27 protein-coding genes are annotated in these 23,481 nt (G+C 61.3%); 15 read left to right on the top strand and 12 right to left on the bottom strand.

The features are described from left to right. Positions 1-153: 153 nt before the first annotated feature. A complete protein-coding gene (locus E5W87_RS14670) occupies positions 154-636 on the bottom strand; it encodes a hypothetical protein (RefSeq protein ID WP_292398393.1) in 483 nt (160 codons plus the stop codon). A 42-nt stretch (positions 637-678) separates the two neighbouring features. Beyond that, the gene (locus tag E5W87_RS14665; protein ID WP_292398391.1) at positions 679-1,476 is read right to left on the bottom strand and encodes a Ku protein; all 798 of its coding nucleotides are present in this window, start codon (positions 1,474-1,476) and stop codon (positions 679-681) included. 187 nt (positions 1,477-1,663) lie between these two features. Between E5W87_RS14665 and E5W87_RS14660 the strand changes: the two genes are divergently transcribed. The 3 genes from E5W87_RS14660 to E5W87_RS14650 all read left to right on the top strand — a co-directional run bounded on the left by E5W87_RS14660 (position 1,664) and on the right by E5W87_RS14650 (position 4,465). Then, the gene (locus tag E5W87_RS14660) at positions 1,664-2,764 is read left to right on the top strand and encodes a branched-chain amino acid ABC transporter substrate-binding protein (RefSeq protein WP_367118829.1); all 1,101 of its coding nucleotides are present in this window, start codon (positions 1,664-1,666) and stop codon (positions 2,762-2,764) included. A 207-nt stretch (positions 2,765-2,971) separates the two neighbouring features. Continuing rightward, a complete protein-coding gene (locus tag E5W87_RS14655; protein ID WP_292398387.1) occupies positions 2,972-3,661 on the top strand; it encodes a phosphoribosyltransferase in 690 nt (229 codons plus the stop codon). A gap of 63 nt (positions 3,662-3,724) precedes the next feature. Further along, complete coding sequence (locus E5W87_RS14650) at positions 3,725-4,465, top strand: hypothetical protein (RefSeq protein ID WP_292398385.1); 741 nt, start codon at positions 3,725-3,727, stop codon at positions 4,463-4,465. A 22-nt stretch (positions 4,466-4,487) separates the two neighbouring features. Here the strand turns inward: E5W87_RS14650 and E5W87_RS14645 are convergent, their stop codons facing one another. The 3 genes from E5W87_RS14645 to E5W87_RS14635 form a co-directional block, all read right to left on the bottom strand. Continuing rightward, complete coding sequence (locus E5W87_RS14645) at positions 4,488-4,703, bottom strand: hypothetical protein (protein WP_292398382.1); 216 nt, start codon at positions 4,701-4,703, stop codon at positions 4,488-4,490. Positions 4,704-4,744: 41 nt separating this feature from the next. Next, on the bottom strand, positions 4,745-4,990 hold the full coding sequence (locus E5W87_RS14640) for a hypothetical protein (protein WP_292398379.1): 246 nt from the start codon (positions 4,988-4,990) through the stop codon (positions 4,745-4,747). A 242-nt stretch (positions 4,991-5,232) separates the two neighbouring features. Beyond that, positions 5,233-5,394, bottom strand: coding sequence for a hypothetical protein (locus E5W87_RS14635; RefSeq protein ID WP_292398376.1), 162 nt, complete (start codon positions 5,392-5,394; stop codon positions 5,233-5,235). 507 nt (positions 5,395-5,901) lie between these two features. Between E5W87_RS14635 and E5W87_RS14630 the strand changes: the two genes are divergently transcribed. Continuing rightward, positions 5,902-7,647 (top strand): thiamine pyrophosphate-dependent enzyme, encoded by a 1,746-nt coding sequence (locus tag E5W87_RS14630; protein ID WP_292398373.1) that lies wholly within the window; start codon positions 5,902-5,904, stop codon positions 7,645-7,647. Positions 7,648-7,666: 19 nt separating this feature from the next. Here the strand turns inward: E5W87_RS14630 and E5W87_RS14625 are convergent, their stop codons facing one another. The 3 genes from E5W87_RS14625 to E5W87_RS14615 form a co-directional block, all read right to left on the bottom strand. Continuing rightward, positions 7,667-7,981, bottom strand: a complete 315-nt coding sequence (locus E5W87_RS14625) for a hypothetical protein (protein ID WP_292398371.1) — start codon at positions 7,979-7,981, stop codon at positions 7,667-7,669. Positions 7,982-8,148: 167 nt separating this feature from the next. Further along, positions 8,149-8,397: a hypothetical protein gene (locus tag E5W87_RS14620; RefSeq protein WP_292398368.1), complete on the bottom strand. Its 249-nt coding sequence runs from the start codon at positions 8,395-8,397 to the stop codon at positions 8,149-8,151. Positions 8,398-8,549: 152 nt separating this feature from the next. After that, complete coding sequence (locus tag E5W87_RS14615) at positions 8,550-9,371, bottom strand: SIR2 family protein (protein ID WP_292398365.1); 822 nt, start codon at positions 9,369-9,371, stop codon at positions 8,550-8,552. A gap of 167 nt (positions 9,372-9,538) precedes the next feature. Between E5W87_RS14615 and E5W87_RS14610 the strand changes: the two genes are divergently transcribed. After that, complete coding sequence (locus E5W87_RS14610) at positions 9,539-9,862, top strand: hypothetical protein (RefSeq protein ID WP_292398360.1); 324 nt, start codon at positions 9,539-9,541, stop codon at positions 9,860-9,862. A 9-nt stretch (positions 9,863-9,871) separates the two neighbouring features. Here the strand turns inward: E5W87_RS14610 and E5W87_RS14605 are convergent, their stop codons facing one another. Both E5W87_RS14605 and E5W87_RS14600 read right to left on the bottom strand, forming a co-directional pair. Further along, positions 9,872-10,345 (bottom strand): DUF2269 family protein, encoded by a 474-nt coding sequence (locus E5W87_RS14605; protein ID WP_292398357.1) that lies wholly within the window; start codon positions 10,343-10,345, stop codon positions 9,872-9,874. Next, positions 10,345-11,631 carry an SDR family oxidoreductase gene (locus tag E5W87_RS14600; protein WP_292398354.1) on the bottom strand — a complete coding sequence of 429 codons (1,287 nt, stop codon included), beginning with the start codon at positions 11,629-11,631 and terminating at the stop codon, positions 10,345-10,347. The genes E5W87_RS14605 and E5W87_RS14600 overlap by 1 nt, the downstream gene beginning before the upstream one ends. 149 nt (positions 11,632-11,780) lie before the next feature. On the opposite strand from E5W87_RS14600, the gene E5W87_RS14595 reads away from it, so the two are divergent. Next, positions 11,781-12,002 carry a DUF2934 domain-containing protein gene (locus tag E5W87_RS14595; protein ID WP_292398350.1) on the top strand — a complete coding sequence of 74 codons (222 nt, stop codon included), beginning with the start codon at positions 11,781-11,783 and terminating at the stop codon, positions 12,000-12,002. Positions 12,003-12,032: 30 nt separating this feature from the next. Further along, the gene (locus E5W87_RS14590) at positions 12,033-12,164 is read left to right on the top strand and encodes a hypothetical protein (protein ID WP_292398347.1); all 132 of its coding nucleotides are present in this window, start codon (positions 12,033-12,035) and stop codon (positions 12,162-12,164) included. Positions 12,165-12,221: 57 nt separating this feature from the next. Here the strand turns inward: E5W87_RS14590 and E5W87_RS14585 are convergent, their stop codons facing one another. Both E5W87_RS14585 and tssH read right to left on the bottom strand, forming a co-directional pair. After that, on the bottom strand, positions 12,222-12,440 hold the full coding sequence (locus E5W87_RS14585; protein WP_292398344.1) for a hypothetical protein: 219 nt from the start codon (positions 12,438-12,440) through the stop codon (positions 12,222-12,224). A gap of 125 nt (positions 12,441-12,565) precedes the next feature. Continuing rightward, positions 12,566-15,316, bottom strand: a complete 2,751-nt coding sequence (tssH, locus tag E5W87_RS14580; protein ID WP_292398342.1) for a type VI secretion system ATPase TssH — start codon at positions 15,314-15,316, stop codon at positions 12,566-12,568. A gap of 333 nt (positions 15,317-15,649) precedes the next feature. On the opposite strand from tssH, the gene tssA reads away from it, so the two are divergent. The 8 genes from tssA to E5W87_RS14540 form a co-directional block, all read left to right on the top strand. Next, complete coding sequence (tssA, locus tag E5W87_RS14575; RefSeq protein WP_292398340.1) at positions 15,650-16,825, top strand: type VI secretion system protein TssA; 1,176 nt, start codon at positions 15,650-15,652, stop codon at positions 16,823-16,825. 6 nt (positions 16,826-16,831) lie between these two features. After that, positions 16,832-17,371 (top strand): type VI secretion system contractile sheath small subunit, encoded by a 540-nt coding sequence (gene tssB, locus E5W87_RS14570; RefSeq protein WP_292398337.1) that lies wholly within the window; start codon positions 16,832-16,834, stop codon positions 17,369-17,371. 3 nt (positions 17,372-17,374) lie between these two features. Then, complete coding sequence (gene tssC / locus E5W87_RS14565; protein ID WP_292398335.1) at positions 17,375-18,880, top strand: type VI secretion system contractile sheath large subunit; 1,506 nt, start codon at positions 17,375-17,377, stop codon at positions 18,878-18,880. A 47-nt stretch (positions 18,881-18,927) separates the two neighbouring features. Continuing rightward, a complete protein-coding gene (locus E5W87_RS14560; protein WP_292398332.1) occupies positions 18,928-19,389 on the top strand; it encodes an Hcp family type VI secretion system effector in 462 nt (153 codons plus the stop codon). Next, on the top strand, positions 19,376-20,131 hold the full coding sequence (gene tssE / locus E5W87_RS14555) for a type VI secretion system baseplate subunit TssE (RefSeq protein ID WP_292398400.1): 756 nt from the start codon (positions 19,376-19,378) through the stop codon (positions 20,129-20,131). Before E5W87_RS14560 ends, tssE begins: the two co-directional genes overlap by 14 nt. Position 20,132: 1 nt before the next feature. Further along, positions 20,133-22,007, top strand: coding sequence for a type VI secretion system baseplate subunit TssF (gene tssF / locus E5W87_RS14550; RefSeq protein WP_292398330.1), 1,875 nt, complete (start codon positions 20,133-20,135; stop codon positions 22,005-22,007). Beyond that, positions 21,971-23,038: a type VI secretion system baseplate subunit TssG gene (gene tssG, locus E5W87_RS14545; RefSeq protein ID WP_292398327.1), complete on the top strand. Its 1,068-nt coding sequence runs from the start codon at positions 21,971-21,973 to the stop codon at positions 23,036-23,038. Before tssF ends, tssG begins: the two co-directional genes overlap by 37 nt. After that, positions 23,035-23,481: FHA domain-containing protein (locus E5W87_RS14540; protein WP_292398323.1), on the top strand; the 447-nt coding region annotated here is incomplete at its 3' end. The genes tssG and E5W87_RS14540, both read left to right, overlap by 4 nt.

Raw genomic sequence — 23,481 nt, 5'->3', positions numbered from 1 at the left:
ATGCGGATCGGTGCGTTTTCCCCGAGTGCACGTTCTCCTGAGCGGGTCCGACGCACCACGGAGCCTACCAGGCGCTCCGTGCGCCTGCGCCGCCAAAGCGCCAACCACGTGCTCGGCCCGACGCCGCCGGCATTCTCTACCATGCCGCTCAGTTCAAGGCAGAGATCCGCCGGGCTCTTTGCGTCGAGCGGCAGTCCCGACCATCGCACAACGGATCTCGTCAGTATCAAGTTCACCTCCTCGAACAGGCTGATCTCGTCGCGCCGCTGCCAGCGCTCGACCGCTGCGAGCCACTCCTCGTGGAAAATCCTCCACCTGTTCGGGCGCCAGCAGGATGGAAAGAAACATTGCTTTGCGGTGGCGATGTGCCCCGTCATCGAGAGACTGGACACTGCCCTTGTCCTGCAACAGCCGCATCGTCGTTTGCGGCATCGCGCCGTTGCGGGTGAAGTGATTGCCGCCGTAGAACATTTCGGCTGCGCTTGCCCCGCGAACGCAGATCGCCCGCTTCAGCATCAGGCGCGTGGCGAAGATGTCCGTACCGAGCCGATCGCATCGGCGCGCGATGAAATCGTAGCCTTCACGAAGCAGCGCGATCGTGCTGTCGAGAGCAGGATCGTGGGGAATGACTTTCATTACGTCGCCTTTTGTCCCCCAGCCCAGCCTACTCCCAGGCGCCTATTTTCGCTTTCCGGCCTCCGAGCCGATGCTCTTGCGCAGCGCATCCATGATGTTGATCACGTTGCTGGGCGGCTGCTCGGCCTTGGCCTTGGCCGGACGCTTCTTGCCCTTCTTCTTCGAGGCAATGATCTCCAGCAGCCGCGCCTGGACGGGATCTCCGGTCATCGCGGGATCCCACGGCCTGGTTCGCTCATCGATCAAGGTCGAGACCAGATCCATCATTTTCGAGTCGGGTTTGGCTTCGCTGATCTTACCGAAATAGTCCTCGGGATCGCGAACCTCGTCGCCATAGCGCAGCGTCCACAGCACGATGCCCTTGCCTCGTGGTTCAAGCATGACGGCGCGCTCGCGGCGGTACATGACCAGTCGCGATATTCCGACTGTCCCTGTCGATTGCATGGCATCGCGGATGACCGAGAATGCCTCCTCTCCGACCGGGTCGTCAGGGGTGAGGTAATGGGGCTTGTCGTACCAGATCCAGCCGATGCTGTCGGCATGGACGAACATGTCGATGTCGATGGTGCGCGTACTCTCCAGCGCGACCGCGTCGATCTCATCGTCCTCGAGCAGGACGTATTCGTCCTCGCCGCGCTGATACCCCTTCACCTCGTCGTCTTCAGCAACGGGCTTGCCGCTGACGGCATCGACATATTGGCTGACAACCCGATGCCCGCTCTTGCGATTGAGCGTGTGGAACCGGATCTTTTCGCTCTCGGTGGTAGCGGGTGTCATCGCGACCGGACAGGTCACGAGCGAAAGCTTCAGATAGCCTTTCCAGAACGGACGTGGCGCCATCAAGGGATCCCCGGGCAGGTGTAAAACAGTCGAACGCACCAGGGTGATCGATTGTTCCAGCAGCGTTTTTTTTCGCGCGCCCAAGGTTCGCCCGCAAGAATTCGTCATTTTTCCGGTTCGAAACGGAACCGATGAGCGCGAGCGCAGTTCGGGACAGACAAACAGCTCGGCAGCAAGGACCATTTCAATGTCGGAAGCGATTCGGATCGCAATCGGCGCACCATTGTCGGGAAACGCGGCAGCGCTTGGCGCCGAGATGAAGCAGGCGATCGAGCTCGCGGTCGAGGAGCAGAACGGGGATGGCGGCATTGCAGGCCTTCCCATCATGGTTGAGGGTGCAGACGATCAGGGAAAGGTCGAGACCGGGCGGCAAGTCGCGGACGACTTTTGCAGCCAGCCGGATCTGCTTGGCGTCGTTGGCCACTACAACAGCAATGTCACCATCGCTGCAGCGGAGATCTATGCCGCCCACGACCTCCCGATGATCACACCGATCGCTTCCGACATGGCGCTCACCGAACGCTCTCTGCCAAACGTCTTTCGCTTCACCAACCGGGACGACCAGACCGGAGCAGCTATTGCTCGTCATCTCTACGACGTCATGGGCAAGCGCCGCGCCGTCCTGGTCGAGACCGAAACGATGTACGGCCACAGCATGGGCAGCACGTTCTCGCGGGCTTTTCTGGCGTTCGGAGGACGCATTGCGGAGCGGCGAACGGTTCGCGAAGGGAGCCGCGATTTTGACCCGCTGGTCGCGTCTCTGCGAGCCAATTTCGATCTGTTGTTCTACGGCGGCAGTTTCGAGGGTGCTTTCATTCTGCGAGCGATGCGCCGCGCAGGTCTCGATCAGCTTTTTGCAAGCGGTGACGGCTGTTGGGATGCGGTGAATTTCCTTGAACCTGCAGGCGAAACCGCGACATTGGGTCAAGGCGTTCTCGTGCTGTCCGCCACGCCCGAAGTGGGTAGGATCGCTGATTCAAGCGATTTCGCCGCGCGCTATGCGGCGCTGTTTGGACCGATCGGCAACTATGCCGTGAATTCCTACGATTCAGCCCGCGTGCTGATCGCCGCAATCAAAAACGCGATCGCTGAATCCAAAGGAAATCCGAGCCGGCGCGACGTTCTGACTGCGATGCGGAAGCTCCGCTTCAAAGGCATTGCCTATGGTGATCCCGTGCAATGGGACGAAAAAGGCGACAACCTGGCCGCCGTCACGGCGCTCAATGTGGTGGAAAATGGCAGATTTCGACAGGTTGCCGAAATCCCGCAGATGCAAAGTATCAGATAGACGCGGCTTCACGACGGCCGCGGCAATTTTTACCAAGGCGAGGCGAAACAATTGCCTCCGATCGCCGTTTCGTCAGCAAGGTGAATTTTGGGCGAGGATGATGGGTGCAACCGGCCCGGATGTTTTCGACAAGACGCTGCAGACCGCAAACATCTAGACACGAGCTCTGCACTGATCCCAGGTCCCGTCCTTGGAGAGGTGAAGACAATGATCTTCGACGCGCCAAAGTTCAGGGATCGAACGGATGCGGGGCGCCAGCTTGCCGCCGCTTTGACCGGGTTTGCGGCAAGCGATCCGCTGGTGCTGGCGCTGCCGCGCGGCGGAGTGCCGGTTGGCTTCGAAGTGGCGAAGGCACTCCGTGCCCGGCTCGACGTGCTGCTTGTGCGCAAGATCGGCGCGCCGGGCCATTCCGAATATGGCATCGGCGCGGTCGTCGACGGGGAGAATCCGCAGCTCGTCCTCAACGAGGAGGCGATGGCTTTGGTCCAGCCGTCAGACGAATACGTCGAGGCAGAGAAACAACGGCAACTGCTCGAAATCGAGCGCCGCAGAAAACTCTATCTCGGCAGCAGGCCAGCGGCTTCGGTCTTGGCCCGGACCGTGATCGTCGTCGATGACGGCATAGCGACCGGAGGCACGGTCAGAGTGGCGCTCAAGGCGCTAAGAAAGGATCGCGCCGCGCATGTTGTCTTGGCCGTTCCGGTAGCACCTCAGGACACGCTGGACCTGATCAAAGCCGATGTGGACAAAGTGGTCTGTCTCGCCACGCCCGACCCGTTTGTTGCGGTGGGCGGGTATTACGAGGATTTCGCGCAGACCACGGACGCAGAGGTGGTCCGGCTGCTGCAGCAGGCAGAGCAGTTTGAGAGGAAATCGTCGATGCGATCAGCCGGTTAGAGCGGGATGCTCATCGCCGACAGCCGAAGGAGCACGCCGTGGCCAGCAAAGGACCGACAACAGATGGAGATCGTCGAGCGCGGCGATATTTTCTTTCTCTACCGGCCCAGGGTGGGCCAAACCGATCCAGAAAGTCTTTCTGACGTGCAGCGCTTCTTCGTCGTGCTGCGGCCGGAGCACGCGACGAAGGTCCGGCTTCTCGTTGTCGGGCGCAAGCGGCTGCCCGATGCGCATGAACACGAGCGTAACTGGGGTTTCGTCGGCGCGATTGCGGGTTCCGCCGCCGCGTTGGAAAAGGACCTTCGCGAAGAAACGTATGACACCAAGACGCGCGGCCGCCAGCGTCTGCCCGCAGCACGCCCGGCGGGCGAAGGCCGTTATCTTGTCGCGCTGCTCAATGGACAATTGCATCTCAGCTATGCACTCGAGCTTCCAGAGCGGCCGTCGGAGGTGCAACGCGCCTTCAAGATCGCACCGGAGGCAAGCTTCGCGCTTTCGGTGAAGAATCCCGAAAAGCCCAGCCCTCCCGGTTTTGGATTGGGACAGGCTCAGGAGCCGGACTATCCAGACAGGCTTCAGCGGGAATTCCGCGGCCGTAGATTCGCTCGCGAGGACATAAAGCTGCTCGACGTGCAGGGCGCCGAATTCATCCTTGTCGGCGCGCGAACCGATCCGGAAAAGGCCTACAATGTCGAGCTCGACGTCGAGAAGGAGGATGAGCGCCACTCAGAGATGCTGCGTGAACTCAAAATGGCCAAATCGCGCCATCCGATAGAGCCGCTTTTCAGTGGCGAATGGGCCTGAGCCGCACCAGGCGAGTGAGCCGTCAATCCCGCAAACGATTGGCAGCGTGATCCTGGCGCTGCTCAGTCGCGATCTGCTTGGAATCCAGACCGCGTTCCCTTGTATGCTGGGCCTTGTCCCGGTTGGACAGGACTTGGTTTTCTTCGAGCTTGTCCTTTGGGGTCGTGGTCATGGCACCTGTACCAGAACCCTTTCCCCGTGCACCCGCTCCGATGTGCTTTTTGCTACCTTTTGCCATAGGCTCTCTCCAATTCGTGTCGGATCGCTTGATCCTCGGGCTTAGTCGTCGGGTCGGTTCTTGTGATGAACGCTCTCCTGATTTTTTCCGCGAAGGATGTTGCGGTCGTCGGGGTCGACAAGGTCGGGTGTCTCAGGCCTGATTTCCGCGCCCTTGCGTAGCGCTTCACGTTCCGCGGCTGATCGCTTCAGGTCCGCCTCTGCGTCGAAATCCTTGCCGGCGCCCTTCGTGTTCTCCCGCTTTTCGATGATGCGCATTTGCTGCTCATGGGTTCTGCGTCCAGCCATTGGTTCCTCCAAGGTCCCTTGCGTTCGATTTGATGCCCAGATCGCTGGCGGCAATCGTCGCCTTCCTGGTGATTGCAGGCGCCACGGTCTTTGCCGAAACGGACCAATCGTAAGCCGCCATAATCCGAGCCTGTCCTTATGGCGATAATGGCAGGGCGACGGGATCGTTCCGAAATGGCGGTCGAATAAAACTGCCCATCGCATATCGGCTCCAGTTGCTTATCCGCATCTGCCATGGTCCGTCAGTCTTCCTCCTCGCGATACAAGCGCTCGGTCGCCCGCTTGCTCTCCCTGCGTTCTGCGGGACCGCGACGGCGTCGCGTGAGGAGTGCGTAGGCGAGCAGGATTGCCAGTATCAGGGGCCCGCCTGCAACGACGAGCAACCACATGCTGTTCTCAAACATGGACCGTCTCCTTTCCCTCACAACCGAGAAGGCGCCGTAACCGTTCCTGGGTTCTGTGAAATGGCACGATGTTCGCTGCGGACGGCGCTCGACAGGCGCAGGCTGAGAACGTGCACTCGGCCAAGCGTAAGATGAGGAATGGGCCAAAAACCGAAGCGATTGCCTGGGTTGCGAGCTCGCGATCTGTTGCTTTGTGACGGCAGTTATGCTAGTAATTTGGCCATGGTGCTGATTTGCACCAGCGACCCGCCGCCAAGGCGGGTTTTTTGTTTCGGCAATCCCTCACAAGGCTGCGAGTGGCCGTTGACGGCGTGACTTGACCTCGCCGAGCCACTTCCGTTCGATTTCCGCTGCTCAGGCCACAACGGCTGCCGTTCCGATGGAACATCAGGGCATCTCCGTCGTTCGGCGACTGATCGTCGCTGTCCACGTCTGACGTCCCACGCCGCAGCGAGAGCGTAAAGCCGCAGGCCCAGGACAAAAGCATACCAAACACAGGAGGCAACCATGCCCAACACTGCCGAGATCCTTGTCGACACATTGATCGCCTGGGACGTGCGCGTGATCTTCGGCCTGCCGGGGGACGGCATAAACGGCATTATGGAGGCGCTGCGCACAAGGCAGGACAAGATCCGCTTCGTACAGGTGCGGCACGAGGAATCCGCAGCCTTCATGGCGACGGCCTATGCCAAATGGACCGGCAAGCTCGGTGTCTGCCTCGCCACCTCGGGGCCAGGAGGCACGCACTTTCTCACCGGCCTCTACGACGCAAAGCTCGACCAGGCGCCGGTCCTTGCCATAACCGGCATGCAATTCCACGACCTGATCGAGACGTTCACCCAGCAGGATGTCGATCTCACCCGCGTTTTCAACGACGTCGCCATCTTCAACACTCAGGCAACCGACGCAGCGCATATGGAAAACGTTGCCGGCCTCGCCTGTCGTTCCGCGCTTTCGGGACGCGGCGTTTCCCATCTCTCGATAGCCAGCGACGTGCAGGAGCAGACGTCGGCAAAGCGCTCGCTCCGCAACCTTCCAAGACACACGCCCGAACGGTGGTTCGAAGGCGACGAGCGACCCGACGAAGCCCAGCTCGCTCTTGCAGCGGACATCCTCAACACGGCCTCAAAGGTGGCGATACTCGCCGGGTGCGGTGCGCTGCATGCGAAGGCCGAACTTCAGAGAACGGCAGAGCTTCTCGCCGCGCCTGTTGCCAAGGCCTTGCTCGGCAAAGCCGTCCTGCCGGATGATCACCCGCACGTCATGGGTGGAATAGGAATTTTGGGCACGCTGGCCTCGCAGGAGATCATGGAGGAATGCGAGGCGCTGCTGATCGTCGGCTCGACCTTCCCTTACATCGAGTACTATCCCAAGCCCGGCAAGGCGCGCGGCGTGCAGATAGACCGCAATGCGCAGCGGATCGGCCTTCGCCATCCCGTCGAGGCCGGTCTCGTCGGCGATGCGGCCATCACGCTGCAATTGCTCAACGAAAGGCTGAAGCCAAAGCAGGACAGATCCTTTCTCGAGAGCGCGCAGCAGAGCGTGCAGCGCTGGCGCAAGATGATGGCCGAGGCGGAAAGCAGGGATGATGTGCCGCTCAAGCCGCAACGCGTCGTCAGGGCATTCGGCGACCGAATGCCGGCCAACGCCATCCTGGCTACCGATTCCGGTCAGAACACCGAACTTGCCGCCCGTCATATCGATATCAAGGCAGGACAGGATTTCGCCGTCTCCGGCTCGCTGGCATCGATGGCCTGCGGGCTGCCCTATGCGATTGCCGGCGGGATTGCCTTCCCGGGTCGGCCGGTTTTCGCGGTGGTGGGCGATGGCGGGCTGGCAATGCAGCTTGGCGAATTTTCCACCGCCGTGCGTTACAAGATTCCGCTAAAGCTTCTGGTGATCAAGAACAACATGCTCAACCAGATCGCCTGGGAGCAAATGATGTTCCTCGGCAACCCGCAATTTGCCTGCGAACTCCAGCCGATCGATTTCGCCATGGCCGCCGAAGCTATGGGAGGCATCGGCTACAGCGTCACGCGACCTGAGGACGTCGATGGGGTTCTAGATGCCGCCTTTGCGGCGGAAGGTCCGGTGATCATAGAGGCGGTCGTCGACGCGTATGAACCTATGCTGCCGCCGCGCATGCCGGACGAATATCGCAAGAATATGCGCACAGCGCTGCGGGAAACGCCGGGCCGCAAGGAGATTGAAGCAAACCTCGCTCGGGAGCCGCTGAAGACGATGATGGGTTGAATGCAGGTTTCCTGGCCGGTCACTCCTTGACGTAGGCGCCTGGCTGGCGGCCGCTCTTCGAAGCCTTGGCATCCTTGGAACGCTCGGCGATCGACGGTCCGGCGCCGGACATCCTTTCTGTCGCAGCACTTGGCGTGGCTTGGCTGGGCGGGTTCTGCCCTTCGGACTGATGGGTTTTGTCCTCCACCTCGTTCCTTGACCGTGTCAGGCCCATCCCGCCGGCAGGCTTCTTGTTGCCGGCCGCCTCTTGGGAGAATTGATCCGACGCGTCCGCATCTTTCTTGGCCGGGTACTTGGTCGCGCCATGTTCGTAGCGGGTCTCGTTTTCAGTCATAGCTTCTCTCCGATGGCCTCCTGCATGGCGGTTAAACATTCCTGTGACGGTCCGGTTCCAACCGCCGCTAGCGCTCCAGACGGACGCCATATGCGACGCGCGCGGCACCGTGCCATCAAACGAATGCCGCGCCCGCTGGCGCGGCAACGCTCAGGCGTCCTCGCCGGTCAGGCCTCTTGCCATGGCGTGTGCAGGATATCGGCGCCCGGCTGCTCGTCGAACAGGACCGCGCAGCCGCGCTCCAGCGCCACCGGCGACAGGGCATTGGCCACGGTTTCGTCCGGCGAGATGAAATCACCGGTCAGCACCCGCAACTCCTCCACGGCTTTGGCCATCGACACCAATCGCCCTGCCGCGCGGCCGGTCGTGCAGGCGTCGATGATAGAAATGAGATCGATCATATCGAAGTGGCCCATCATAGGCCTCCGCAAACAGCGTCCCTTCCCGGCTATGAACGCCGCAGCGATCGACAATGTTCCCGGCCGGGCCGAAAAGGGCGAGCGTTTTCGAACTTGCCGTCAACACTCGGTGCATCACATCGCCTTTCAGAATTGCCCGCGCATACGCGCTAAATCTGGTCTATCCCGTCCTTGAGCTTGCTCAGGAATGCCACCAGGGCATCCTCCGGCCGATCGGCCTGCTCGGTCAGCATGTCGATGCCCCAGCGTCCGAGGACCGCTTCCTGGACGACACTCGGTTGCGGCATGAAGACGAACGATTTCGGACGGTTTTTTTCGTAGCCGGACCGGCGCCAGATTTCCCAGAGCCGATACAGCAACAGACGGATGTTCATATCGGACATGCTGTAGCCGATGAACAGGATGGTGCGCCCCAGTGCGTCGGCGCGAAACTTCACGTCCAGCGGAGAATCGAACGACAGCCGCTCGAAATAGTCGGACTCCGCCAGAACCAGCGATGCGTCGTCGTCGAAATCGCCGTGGTATTTGATGATCTGAGTCACCTCGTCGCTCGCCTTGGCGATGTCCTTGGCATTGGCCACCTTTACGAACGGACGGTCGTGGATTTCGAACGCAACCTCGAGATTCCGATCATAGTTGGTGGTGTAGATGATCGGGAAATCGAGTGACACGATCAGCTTGTGGATCGCCGATCCCTTCACTTTTTCCCGCGAGACGCTCCATTCGCGATCCATCCAGCTGCGCAAAGAGCCGATACTCCCGTGCTTTAGCCGGTAGTATTCGGCAAGAGCCTGATAGCTGGGTTCAGGCATGTCGACCATGTCGCGGTCGAGGCCGAGTTCATCCTCCATATGCTCGATGAGCTTTTCCCAGGATGGCAGGCCGACGCTCATCGACACCCCCGCCCCAACGAACAGGATCGCTCGTCGCTCTTTCACGGATTGAGCCAGTTGCTCGAGCGCAGACGGCATAGCCAACTCACCAGGCAATGATCCAACACAACTGCGAAAGGCGTCCTCTGTTCCGGAGAGCCCCGGATCACCGCCAAATGTGTTCAGCAAATGGGGTGTGTTCAGCAAATCGGGCGCAGACTGGAACCGCTGAGGCAGATTGAAGTTTGGTTGCCAGGGAGACCGTGATGGCCGCACAACGAGATCAGACGCCCGCCAAAGCGAGAGGCGATATTCAGGCGGGGGCGACGCAGGACAAAACCCCGGGGTTCGACCCTGCCGCTGCACCTGAAGAGACCGACGCCGAAGCGGCAGATGTGCCAAATCCTGTCGCGGAGGCTCGTCCACGGCAACAGCCAGAGTTCACGAATGAAGCCAGCTTCGCCGACGCGATGCGGCCGGTAGCAAGCGAGCCTGATCTTCAGCCTCGCCAGAGCTGGCCGGTGTTGGTGATTGCCGCAGTCGTTCTCATAGCGGCAGCGGTCTTCGTGATAGCGGCCATGCTGCGCTAGCGAGCTACGTTACCACTCGATCGCCGGTCGCGCGATCATTAGCCAGAAAATCCCGAGGACGGCAGCAAAGGCGGGAAAGCCAAAGGCGAACCACAGCCAGAAAAACCTGTGATACCGAGCCGGCAGCGGGCTCCCCACTTTGGCGGCTTCAGACGCCAGATCGCGCATCTCCATCTGCATCCATACCACCGGCAGCCAGAAAATACCGGTGACGATGTAGAGCGCGATGGAAAGCACGATCCAGCCTTCGGAGAGCGAGTAACCCGCCTGCCAGGCGAGGGCGACGCCGGTTATCGGCTGCGCCACGACGGCGGTTGCCGTGAAGAGAAAATCGGCGATCACCACAATGCGCGCCACTGCCGCAATTGTTGCCGTGTTGCCGGTCCTGTGGGCGAGAAGCATGAAGAAGGCAATGCCGGCGCCGGTGCCAAGCAGCACGCTGGCTCCGATGACATGCAAGTACTTCAGCACGAAATAGAGCATCAGCGCTCCTCCAGGATCGCCAGGGCAACAAAGTGAAGGACGATGATCGGCAAGACCTTCAGGAATGGCCCAAGCGGGTCGTTCCACAGGTCCGGGCGCAGGAAAGTGCCGATGATCAGATAGAACAGCGAGAGCGCGATGCCAACGTAGAGGCCTTTTCGCGCCGTTGGCCGCCAGGCTATGAGTGCACCAACAGCGATGTCGGCAAGAGCGCCGGCGACCACGGTCGGCGCCGACAACATACCAGCCCCTGTGCTTTGTATAAGGCCGATGCCGTTGCCGTAGCCAGTGGTCAGCGACACAATCCCCGTCATGATCCAGAAGAAGGGCAGGACGACGAAGATTGCAGGCTTGGCGAAATAAAGCCCGGCAAACCATTTTTCCTGCACTGTTGCCGGATTGAGCGCGAGGAATTGCGCCAAGCTCTGTGGCTGTATGCCGGTCAAGGAAATCCAGTCCGAGGGATCTCCGAGCGCCCCTCGTGTGATCTCCCTGGCGGCATTGGTGCGCATTGGAGGTCGCCAGCCGAGCATCGCCGCAAGATCGCCGAGGCGGTAAAGAAGCCGCGCGACCCATCCCGGCAAGACAAATCTGGCTGCCGGAGCCCAGCCGAACCAGCGGCGGAAAGTGCCGACAATCTCGTCCATGCTCAGCCGTTCGGGACCTGCTAGTTCCAGCGCCATACGAGACCGACTGCCGGGATTGAGAAAGAAGAGGACCGTCGAGACCACATCCGCGAGCTGCACGACCTGTAGCCGGCCGGTATCGGGCATTGACGGCAGGACCGGCAGCGAGGCCAGACCGCGAAACAATGCACTGGCCCCAAACACAGGCCGGCCGAGCACCACGGACGGGCGAAGGATTATCCAGTCCAGATCAAGCGCCATGAGGGCCTGGTCGCCGGCATATTTCGTCGCCGAGAACGACGACGGCTGTGCCCGATCCACACCCATTGCCGAAAAGTGGATCACCTTGGCAACGCCGGCCCGCGCGCAGGCGAGAAAAAGAGCCGCCGCCGCATCGCGATGAACTTGGCCAGTCTTTTCGCGAAGGCTGTCCTGCAAAACGCCGGCACAGTTCACGACGGCATCGATGCCGGCCAGATGCGGCAGCCAATCTTCGGGGCGGAGCGCGGTCGCCACGTCCAGCACCAATGTCTGGTAGTCGCGGGCACCATCTGCCCGAGGGCTACGGACAACGCCAGTCACCTCATGCCCTTCGGAAACGAGACGGGCGCAGACCGAAGCGCCGATCAGGCCGGTGGCGCCAACAACGAGAATTCTCATCAGACCCCGATCTCCGGTGCCGGAGGCATATTGTTCATTCTACTCCCTGGCTTGCGAATGTTTCGACGTGCCACTTTCGCGCGCGAACTGTCCGGCAGCGCGGAACAAACCATCGATCGCGGAATTAGGAAAGCACCAGGAGGCCGATCATGGACAGGGAAGAGCGTATCAGGCAGCGAGCCCATGAAATCTGGGAGCGTGAAGGCCGTCCGCAAGGGCGGGAGCGCGAACATTGGGATCAGGCCGTGCAAGAGATCGAGGCAGAGGGTTCCGAAGCAGAACGCGGTCCGGTCGTTCCCGACCCGACCGTTGGTGCCGGCTCCAAACCCGATACGGGCGGCACCCGAGATAACGGCAAGCCGACGCCTTGACCGGCTGTTCGGCACGGAAAGGAAAATGCCATGCCTCGCATCATCGCCTTGAGCGTGATCGTACTGGCGGTACTCTTCATCGTTTGGCTATGGGTCGACCAGACCGGCCGGACCAGCGTCGAGACCCAGCCCGCGCCCCATGCAATAGACCAGGGCGGATGACGACGGAACTCCATTCCGAACAGGACCTGCTAGATTCGCAGTTGACGCGATCATCGCCTAGTTCGAGGGCGCTGAATCCTCATTCCTGTACTCATGAATGAGGCCAAGGATTTGCGATCGGACCAACTCGCGAGCCTCGGGCTGAACGAACGGCATCAAGAGCTCGACCCGTTCCTCGATCTGCTCGGGAAGATCCGCAGCAGGATCGACGAGGTCGTTACCGTGCGCGTAGAGATTGGCCGTCAGCTTTTTGTCGAGGTCGGAAAAAATGCCCATTCATCTGCTCCAAGCAGCTTCTCTGCGTCAATTGATAGGATGACGATTTGTTCCCCGGATGGTCGGTAACAAAGCTGCTTCTCCGACCGAAACGCTGGGGCTAGAGCGACAGAATTGCTCCTGAGCTATTCGAAGGAATAGGTGAAACCTCCTTCGGAGGCTCCGACAGTCACCTTCGTCATCTTTTCGCCCTCGAGCGACCGGTTCAGCACCCCGCGGCTCAATTCCGGCAGAAGCGTATTTGTCAAAATGGCGTCGATCATCCGCCCGCCGGATTCGATCTCGGTGCAGCGGGCCTTGACGAGATCCATGACGCCGTCACCGATCACCAACTCGGCATCGTTGCTTGAACGCAGCCGGCGGGCGATCTTAGCAAACTGATGGCGGGTGATCGCTTCGATCATCGCGTCCGAGAGCGGATAGTAGGGGATGGTTACCACCCGGCCAAGGAAGGCCGCGGGGAAAACCTTCAACAGAGGGGCGCGCAATGCCGTGTCCAGATCGTCGAGCCCCGCCCGTACGGTGCCGCTTTTGGTCCGGTCCATGATGACTTCAGAGCCGACGTTCGATGTGAGCAGGATCAGCGTGTTTTTGAAATCGATCCGCCGGCCTTCACTGTCGTCCATCATTCCCTTGTCGAAGACCTGGAAGAAGATCTCATGAACGTCGGGATGAGCCTTCTCGACCTCGTCAAGCAGGATCACCGAATAGGGCTTGCGCCGGACCGCCTCTGTCAGGATGCCGCCCTTGCCGTAGCCGACATATCCGGGTGGCGCGCCCTTCAAGGTAGAAACCGTATGCGCCTCCTGGAACTCGGACATATTGATCGAAATGAGGTTCTGCTCGCCGCCGTAGAGCGTCTCGGCCAAGGCCAGCGCGGTTTCGGTCTTGCCTACCCCGGAGGGACCGCAGAGCAGAAAGACGCCCACTGGTTTTTCGGGCGCGCCGAGCCCGGCCCGGCTGGTCTGCACGCGCTTGGCAATCATTTCCATGGCGTGATCCTGACCGACTACCCGTTCGGACAGAGTGGCGGCGAGCCGCAGCGCCTTTTCGGTCTGGCTCGACAGCATCCGGCCAGTGGGAATGCCGGTCCAGTCCTGGACCACGGCGGCCACGGCGTTGCGGTCGACTGACGGCAGGATCAGCGGCGTCTCGCCCTGGGCTTCGGCCAGTTCGGCCATCAGTTCCCGCAGCCGAGCGAGATCCGCAGCCGGATCGGGTGGAGGAGGATCGGCAGTGGCGGTTACATCCGCATCGGTTTCAGGCGTTTCGATCTCGGGCACGTCGGCGGCTGCGGTTTCGGCGACCGCCTGCGGAGTCTCCACGGCATCGAGCGGCACGCCCTCGCCGCGCAGCCTGGCGCGCAATTCCAGTATCTCGCCAACCAGCGCCTTTTCCCGATCCCAGCGTTCCTGCGCGGCAGTAAGCGTGAGTTCGGTCTCGGCAAGCCCCGCTTCGACCCGAGCCTGCCGGTCGGCCACGCCGATGCCGATCGCTGCCTCACGGCCGATGATGGCGCGCTCGACCTCCAGCGCTTGGCGGCGGCGCATAATATCCTCCACCTCGGCAGGGGTGGCATGCTGCGAAATGGCGACACGGGCGCAGGCGGTATCCAGAAGGCTCACGGCCTTGTCCGGCAGTTGCCGCGCCGGGATATAGCGGTGGGACAGGCTGACCGCCGCCTCGATTGCCTCATCGAGGATCTGCACCTTGTGGTGCTGCTCTAGGACACCGGCCACGCCGCGCAGCATGAGAACAGCCACCGCTTCCGACGGCTCATCTATCTTGACGACCTGGAAACGACGGGTAAGCGCCGGATCTTTCTCGATGTGCTGCTTGTATTCGGCCCAGGTCGTTGCCGCGATGGTGCGAAGCTCACCGCGCGCCAGCGCCGGCTTCAGCAGATTGGCCGCGTCACCCGTCCCAGCCGCGCCGCCGGCCCCGATCAGGGTGTGAGCTTCGTCAATGAAGAGGATGACCGGCGTTTCGGAAGATTGGACCTCGTCAATGACCGCCTTCAGCCGTTTTTCGAATTCACCCTTTACGCTTGCGCCCGCCTGCATCAGGCCGACATCGAGCATGCGCACGCTGACGCCCTGCAGCGTCGGCGGTACGTCGCCCTCGGCGATGCGCAAGGCAAAGCCCTCGACCACCGCGGTTTTGCCGACCCCGGCCTCGCCGGTCAGGATCGGGTTGTTTTGCCGGCGTCGCATCAGGATATCGACGATCTGCCTGATCTCCGGATCGCGCCCGACGACCGGATCGATCTTGCCGTCGCGGGCGCGCTGGGTCAGGTCGGTCGCATACTTCGCCAGCGCCGAATCCCCGCCCGGAGCCCGCCGCGGTGTTTCGGCTGCGGGAACCGCAGTCGAGGCGCCAGCTTCGAGTGAACCCTCCACGACATCCGCGAACCGCGCGATGACGGCCTGCGCATCGATCTTGTCGAACTCGCCGCTGATCTTGGACAGCAGACCTTCCAGCACCGGCGTCTTCAGGCAGGCGAGCAGAATATGCCCACTGCGGACTTCCTCGACGCTGAATTCCAGCCCCGCCAGGCTCCAGGCTTCCTGGATGGCGTGAAAGATATGATCGGAAAATTCTTCGATCGAAGTGGCGCCATAAGGTAGCTTGTCGACGGCGCGGGTCATATCGGCCGTGAGCCGGCTCGCATCCACCCCGGCGTCTGCCAGTATCAATTGCACATCGGAGCGCTCGGAAAGGACCAGTTGTTCGATGAAGTGAACGAGCTCGACGTAAGGATTGCCGCGCAGTTTGGCGGTGTCGGCCGCAGCCTTGAAGGCGCGCAAACACACAGGGTTGAGCTTGCCGACCAGTTCCTTGCGTTTGAAGCTCTGCGACGACCGGCGCTGTTCCATCGAACCTGCTCCTGCGATCTGCCAGTCAATAAACTGCCACATAAGCAGCAACTTGACAAAGAGCGTTATGCAATGGGCGCCGGGTGCTCGATTCAATTGATTTCTTCCGTGCCGGCAAAGGCCCACGCCAGCGGCTACAGACATCCATGAAATGCCCATCTCTTTGCGACGCATTGACAGACAGAGTTCGACAATTGCGCCACCGATTTCGGACTCCGGGGCCTGGCCTGCAAGCTCCCATTAAGTTTGAGCAGCAACTAAATTGTGGTAAAGTGACGCAGTGTGATAACGTTGGTTACGCATGGGTCTCAGGGCCGCTTGCTGGGGGTTGGTGTGATTGATCTCGCACTCTGGCTGAATCCGCTGGACGGTGAAAATCCGTCAGGGGAGGATTTGCGCAACGATCCAGCCTTTCATGAACTGGAGCGTCTCACCGAGCCCCAGGTCAAGGTCGTCCACGGCGGGCACAACAAGCCCTCGGCGGAGAGCACCATTCCGGTCGACTGGCCCTCCGTCCTCGACAAGGCGGAGGAATTGCGTGCGCATGGCCGGGATTTGCGCCTGCTTGTCATTGTCACGCGCGCACTGGCCAATGAGCAGGGGCTCGCCGGGCTCGCGCATGGTCTGACCCTTATTGCGCGGACCTTCGATCAGCATTGGGAAACCATGCATCCGGCTCTGCGGCCCAATGCTTCACCACGCGACGCCGCCTTGCGTCGTATCAACGCCCTGCTCGACCTCCAGAATGGCCAGGACGGGTTGTTGGCGGACGTGCGGCAAATGACGTTCTTTGCCCCGCGCACTATCGGACCGATCAGCGGACACGATCTGGAACAAGGCGCGCTCGACGAACGTGTCATGCTTCTGGAAGCGGCTTCAGGATTGAATGCGGCCGAAAAGGCAACGCTGGTCAGCGCGCATGGTCAACTTCTGAACCGGGTGCATAGTGGATGCGCGGCACAGGCCGATCAAGCCAATGCGGAGATGATGGCGCTCATCGCCGACGCCCAAGCGGCGATCACCGCTCTTGATGCGGTCGAGACGGCCCTCAACGCTCGTCTGGAGGGCGGCGGCGCCGCTGTCCCGGAATTGAAACGGTTTCTGCAGCGTTTGCTGTCGACCCTCGAACGGAATTCGGTAATCGAGGCTGCGACGAACGGCGCCGCGAAGCCGGCCCCCACGACAGCAGATCCGGAAATGCCTGCTCGAAATGGTCACGGAGCCGATCCTATGGCAAGTGTGGCAAGTTATGCGGAACCGAGCACCGGGCTCCCTGATCGGATTTCCTCGCGCGACGACGTCGTGAAATGCCTCGACCTCGTCGTCGCCTTCTACGACCGCACCGAACCGTCGAGCCCGATCCCGCACCTCGCCCGCCGCGTGCGCCGGATGGTGCATATGGATTTTGTTGAACTGATGGAAGATCTCGCCCCGTCGGGACTGAAGGAATTCCGGCTTCTTGCCGGCGTTCCGGATGCCAAGAAGACGGCCCAGAAGGATGAAAGGTAACGAGCCATGGCAGCCGAAAGCAAAGCGAAGGTCATCGAACGGAATCGCGCACCGCGCGTGCAGATCGCCTATGACGTGGAAACCTACGGCAGCCCGACGACGATCGAATTGCCGTTCGTCATGGGCGTGATGGCCGACCTTTCCGGCGCTTCACAGACCAGGGAAGCGATGAAGTCGGTACTGGACCGCTCCTTTGTCGAGACCGACGCGAACCGCTTCCCCCGTTTCATGGAGGCGCTCGGACCGCGCGTCAAAGCCCGCGTGAAGAATACGCTGCCTCAGGCCGAGGGCGCCGAGCGGGACGAAGAGCTGGCACTCGATCTTACCTTCACCAAAATAGGCGATTTCGCCCCGGACAAGATCGCCGAGCAAGTCCCGCAATTGGCCGAGATCCTCAAGATGCGTCGTCAGCTCGAGGAACTGCTTGGCTTCATGGATGGTCGTGTCGACGCCGAAAAGCGCATCGCGCAACTTCTGAACAACGAGCCGCTTCTCGGCAAGATCGCCAACCAGGCACTATCCGACGACGACAAGGTTGAGGAGTAAATCATGGCCGAACAGCAAAAGACCGCAGCCGTCGCCGCCGAGGCGGAAGCCATCGACCTCGGAGAATTCAGCGGGCTCCTCGAGAAGGATTTCAAGGTCAAGAAGGATGACAGCGAGAAGCTGCAGCAACTTGTGCGCAACCTGGCACTGGCCGCGCAATCCCGTTCCGACACCACCACCATTTCGTCCAATGCGATCAAGTCGATCAAGTCGCTGATCGCGGGCATCGACAAGATGCTGACGACACAGGTCAACGAGATCCTGCACGCGCCGGAAGTGCGCGAAATGGAGGGCACGTGGCGTGGCCTCTGGTATCTCATCAACAACACCGAGACGGATCAGAAGCTGAAGATCCGGGTGATGAACATTTCCAAGGAACAGCTGGCCGACACGCTCGAAGACTATGAAGGCCAGATGTGGGACCAGAGTCCGATCTTCAAGAAGGTCTACACGGACGAGTATTCGATGCTAGGCGGCGAGCCGATCGGTTGCCTGGTCGGCGCCTACGAATTCTCGAACCATCCGCGCGACGTCGGCCTGCTGCGCAATATGTCGGGTGTGTGTGCCTCCGCGCATACGCCGTTCATCGCAGCCGCCTCGCCTCGCCTGTTCCGCATGGACAGCTGGCAGGAACTGCCGAACCCGCAGGACTTGCAGATGATCGTGTCGAACCCGGCCTATGCCTCGTGGCAATCGCTTCGCGAGAGCGAGGATGCGCGTTATATCGGCCTCACCATGCCGCGTGTGCTGGCGCGGCTGCCCTACGGCACCGACACCGTTCCGGTGAAGGGCTTCACCTTCGAGGAAGAGGTGCAGGGCGACCACAACAAATATGTCTGGATGAATGCCGCCTTCCCGATGGGCGTCAACATCAACCGCAGCCATAAGCTCTACGGTTGGGGCACGCAGATCCGCGGCGTCGAGAATGGCGGCACGGTGCTCAACCTGCCGGTGCACAGTTTCCCGACCGACGACGGATCGATCGCGATGAAATGCCCGACGGAGGTCGCCATCGACGACCGGCGCGAGGCGGAGCTCGCCAAGCTTGGCCTGATGCCGATCCTGCACCGGAAGAATACCGATCTCGCGGCCTTCATCGGCGCACATTCGTTGCAGGACGACGAGACGCGCGCCGGGCGGCTGGTCGATCCCGACGCCCAGTCGAACGAGCGGCTGAGCGCCAATCTGCCCTATCTTTTCCCGGTCTCGCGCTTCGCGCATTACCTCAAGGCGATCGCGCGCGACAAGATAGGGTCGTTCAAGGAGCGTTCGGACATGCAGATCTGGCTGACCGAGTGGATCAACCGCTACGTGCTGGCCAACCCGGCCTTCGCCGACGACAAGGCGCGCGCCAAGCGCCCGCTTGCCGCCGCGGAGGTCCAGGTGGACAGCGTCGAGGGTCGGCCGGGCTACTACAATGCTCGCTTCTATCTGCGCCCGCATTACCAGCTGGAGGGCATCAATGCGTCGCTCCGGCTGGTATCGGAACTACCGTCCGTAAAGTCTTAATTTGCAGCAACATCATCTGTTTTGTTTGAAAGCGCTGGAGAAAGACAATGCCAACATCAGTGAAGATCGACGGCTTTCTAAAGGTTCCGGACATCAAAGGGCCAAGCGTTCGAGACGGCCACGAAGATGAAATCGAAGTCCACGGGGTCGATTACAAGATAATCGCGCCATACGATCCGAATTCGCTCTCACGTCGCGGTCGTGTGTCCCTCGGCATGATCAAGTTCACCAAGCATTATGACAAGTCGTCGCCTTATTTGAAAAAGGCGCTGTTCGACAACAAGGCGCTGGACGAAGTTGTGTTCTCCGCACGTCGGACCATTGATGGGGAGACCAGCGACTACTTGGTCGTTACGCTGACCGACGCCTCGATCATGGAATACGACATGTCGCAGGCCGAGGACGAGGAAGACCTGATCCAGGAGGAGGTCAGCTTCGCCTACAAGAAGATCAAGTTCGTCTATGACAAGGATGACGAAATCGAAATGGATGTCTATGTCGGCAAGTGAGGCCCGGCGGCCCGGCGCGGACAAGCTGCAGGTTACCGGCAGTTCGCGAGCGAAACGCGAAGCGGTCCAGCCCTCTCTTTGGGACCGCCTCGTCAATGACCTGCCGGGCGTGACCTCCGAGATCGACGGGCTGCGCCAGGTCTTGCTCGACGAGCTTGGCGCGGACCGGCTGGACATCCTCGTAGCAAGTACCACGCGGATCATCGACGCCGACGCCGAGCTCACATCCGATCAGAAGCAGCGTCTGCACCGCCTGGCCTTTCAGACCCAACACCGCGCGGAGATCGAAAGCCGTGGCGTGGTCGTATCGGCCCGCGTCCTCAGGGAGGCCGTGCGGCGCGACATAGAGGCCTTGTTCAACACCGAGCGTTTCGAAGCTGTTCCGCTTCTTTCCGATTTCGAAAACGAACAGGCTGCAGACAATCCGCCATCGCTGGCCGATTTTCCGGAGGTGCGCCGAAGTGTGGTCAACTACGGCGTGCCCTCCTTCTCGGGCCGTTCGTCCCGCGACTTTGATCGCGAGGCCCTGGCGCGCGAGATCCGCTCGGTTCTTGCCACGTTCGAGCCACGTCTCAAGGAAAGCGCAACAAAGGTAACGGTGACCCTTGGTGACAAAAGTGTGGGCCTGAAGATCGAGATAGACGCTGTGCTGATCATGACGCCGACGCCGGAACGCATGCGCCTGCGCACCACAATCAATCTCGATAACGGCTTGGCCCGGACCGAATTTAGGGAAAGCTGAGATGGATCGCGTCTTCGTAGAATATTACGAGGAGGAACTGTCCCATATCCGCGGACTCGCGGCAGAATTTGCCGACATGCATCCGGCGGTGGCGCGCAATCTATCGCTCGATACGGTCCCCTGCCCGGATCCTTATGTGGAGCGGCTGCTTGACGGCGTCGCCTTCCTCGCTGCGCGCACCCGGTTGAAAGTCGATGCCGAGCGCTCGCGGTTTTCACGCAGCGTCCTGGATGTCCTTTATCCCGATCTGGTTACGCCGGCGCCGGCAACGGCGATGGCAGTGCTGAAACCCGGACAGCAGGTCCAGTCGATGGTTGCCGGCCATGTCGTCAAGCGGAACACGCGGCTGGTTTCCAGTCTGCAACCCGGCTTGTCGACGCGCTGCACCTTCACCACCGCGCAGGAAATGACGCTGTGGCCGATAACCATCACGTCGGTCAGTTATTTCCAGGATCGCAGCGGGTTGGCAGCGGCCGGCATAACACCGATCGGCGGCGTAGGCGGCGAGGCGGCGCTGCGTATCACGCTTGGTCGGGCCGGAAAAGGCAAGCTCGACGAACTGGCGCTTGACCGGCTCGATTTCTATTTTGCTGGGCGCACCAAAGCGCCATTGCTGTTTGACGCAATTTTCGGCGCCTGCTCGGCCGTTGGTGCACGAGCCGAAGGCAAGGCCAACCCCCTATCGCCTTTGCCGGCACCCGAAATGGTCGGCATCAGCGACGACGAGGCGTTGATGCCTCGGACCCGGCCGACATTCGAAGGGTACCGTCTGCTGCGTGAATATTTCATGATGCCCGAGCGCTTCCACTACGTGCGGGTTTCAGGACTGCAATCGGTCGTGCGCAGATGCGGCGCCGGGGTCGAGATCATCTTCATGTTCCGGCGTCCAGCACCCGAACTTGCCGATGTGACGCCGGCGGATTTCGAACTTTTTGCGACGCCGATCATCAACCTGTTCGAGCGTGACTGCAACGTCATCGAGCTTGATCCCCGCAGAACGCGGCAAGTGCTGCATGCCGACCGCACACGGGCGCGGGACTTTGAGATCTATCGGGTGACCCGCGTCGAGGACGCCGATTCCGAGGGCACCGACGCCGAAATTCCGGAGCTCTTCAGCCTGGGACAAGATCGCAGCAATGGCTGGGTCTTTTCCACCGAACGGCGCCCTCGCCGGGCCACCGAAGATGAGCGGCGCGACGGGTTGACCCGCACCTCATACACTGGAGACGACGTTTTTCTATCGATTTCACGGCCGGTCGGAAGCCCGGCGAACCGACCGCTGAAGCGTGTCGACATCATGGCGCTTTGCACCAACCGCGATCTGCCGATCCTCGACGACAACCCCACCTTGACGCTGGAGACAGGCGATCCGGTCGAAACGGTCCGGCTTCTGGGTGCGCTGCGCCCGCCCCAGCCGGCTATTCCGGCCGCGCTGCCCGCAGGCGCCGAAGGCGAATCCCGAGCCGACAATCTCGCCTGGCGGCTCGTGGCGCAGCTGGCGCTCAACTTTCTCAGCCTTGCCAAGGAAGGTCGTGGTGTCGATCCGCTGCATGCGCTGCTCGATCTTTATGCTGACCGGGGAGATCCGAGCCTCGCCCGCAATGTGCACTCGATCGTTCGCATCGATTCGCGATCCGTCATCGAACGGCTGCAGATCGATGGGCCGATGTGCTTCGGAAGGGGCACGGAAGTGACGCTGCATGTGGATCAGTCGGTCCTGGCAGGGCAAAGCACATTGCTGCTTTCAGCCTTGCTTGCGCGGCTGTTTGCCCGTCACGCCGGAATAAACGGCTTTGTGCGGACCCGCACGCGGCTGCTGCAGAAGCAGGAGGATGTGCCATGGCCGATGACGCCCGGCAATCGCTACCTGATCTAGACAAATTCGACCTGGACCAAGTCGAAGGGCTGTCTGATACGTTCGACTTTTTCGAGCTGTTGCGCCGGCTCGAACGGAGGGGCGGACTGTTCGGCTATTCCGGCCAGGCGGATCGCGAGCCGGCAAGGCTCGGGCAGAATGTGCGTCTGAGCTTTTCCGCCAAGGACGTGGTTGAGTTCCGCGAAGCGAAGGACAAGACGCCGGCCCGGGTCACGATCGCGAATCTCGGGCTGATGGGACCGGAGGGCCCCATGCCGCTTCATTTGACACGCTGGGTGCTCGACCGGCTGTCGCAGCGCTGGTTCACCGGCGCTGACGCACGGCAGACCAGCGACACGACGTTCGTGGACTTCGTCAATATTCTTCAGCACCGCATGATCGCCCTGTACTATCGGGCCTGGGCGGATGCGCACCCGGCGGTACAGGTCGAACGTGCGGTTGGCGGCCGGGTAAGGGCCATGCTTGAAGCCATGGCGGGAATTGGACTTCCAGGCACCCACAATCCCGATCTCGACGCCGTGAAGCTTCGCCAGGCCGCGTCGCTCGCGAGCCAAGTTGACGGTCCGGAGCGGCTGACGCTGTTCCTGGCGGAAGCGTTCAAGGTGCCGGTTCAGATCAAGGAGTTCGTTGCCACCTGGATGACCATACCGGCGACGCTCCAGACCCGCCTTGCCCAAGCTTACGCAGTGCTGGGTCGCGGGGCGACGATCGGCCCGCGCGTTTTCGGCCGCCAAAGCAGGATCGAACTCCGCGTCGGTCCCCTAGGGTACGAGGAGTTCAAGACGTTCCTGCCGGGCGGGCAACGTCTGAAAATGTTCAAACAGGCCGTTCGCGACATGGTCGGGGAATCGCTCGACGTCGATCTACGGATCGTGCTCGCGCAAGAAGCCGTGCCGCAGCCCCGCATCGGAGCGGTACAGCTCGGCCGAACCACCTGGCTTGCGCGGCCCGCTGAAAGGGGCGATGCTGACGATATGCGGCTGCGGACAATTGTCGGATGGCGGCCGGAATTGGCAGGGGTCGCGGCATGAGTCTGCTGCTGACGCTGGAGCACGGGCCGCGCACCCAGGCGGTACGGCAGGCCCGGCTGGACGAGGGTGAGCTGGTGATCGGCCGTAGCGCGGACGCGGGCTGGCAGATCGACGATCCCGACATGTTTGTTTCGCGCGCCCATTGCAAGATCACCGGCGGGCGGGATGGCTATTTCGTCACCGACACATCAAGCAGCGGGTTGTTCATAAACGACTCCGACAGCCCACTCGGCGCTGGCACGTCGGTGCGTCTTCAAAACGGTATGCGGCTGAGGCTGGGCGACTACATCGTATGCGTCGATCTGCAGACGCCGGTCGCTCAAGCACCGGCCAACCAATCGTTCCCGGAACGGTCGCCGCCACCATCACGAGCGCCGGTAAGCATCGGCCGCGATGATTTCTTTTCAGCCACGGTCGAAGAAGAGCCGCGACGACCGCGCCCC

The sequence above is a fragment of the Mesorhizobium sp. genome (assembly GCF_004962925.1).
In the GTDB taxonomy this organism is placed as follows: domain Bacteria; phylum Pseudomonadota; class Alphaproteobacteria; order Rhizobiales; family Rhizobiaceae; genus Mesorhizobium.
The sequence above is the reverse complement of the archived record's forward strand: the minus strand, read 5'-3'. Positions and strand labels throughout refer to the sequence as shown.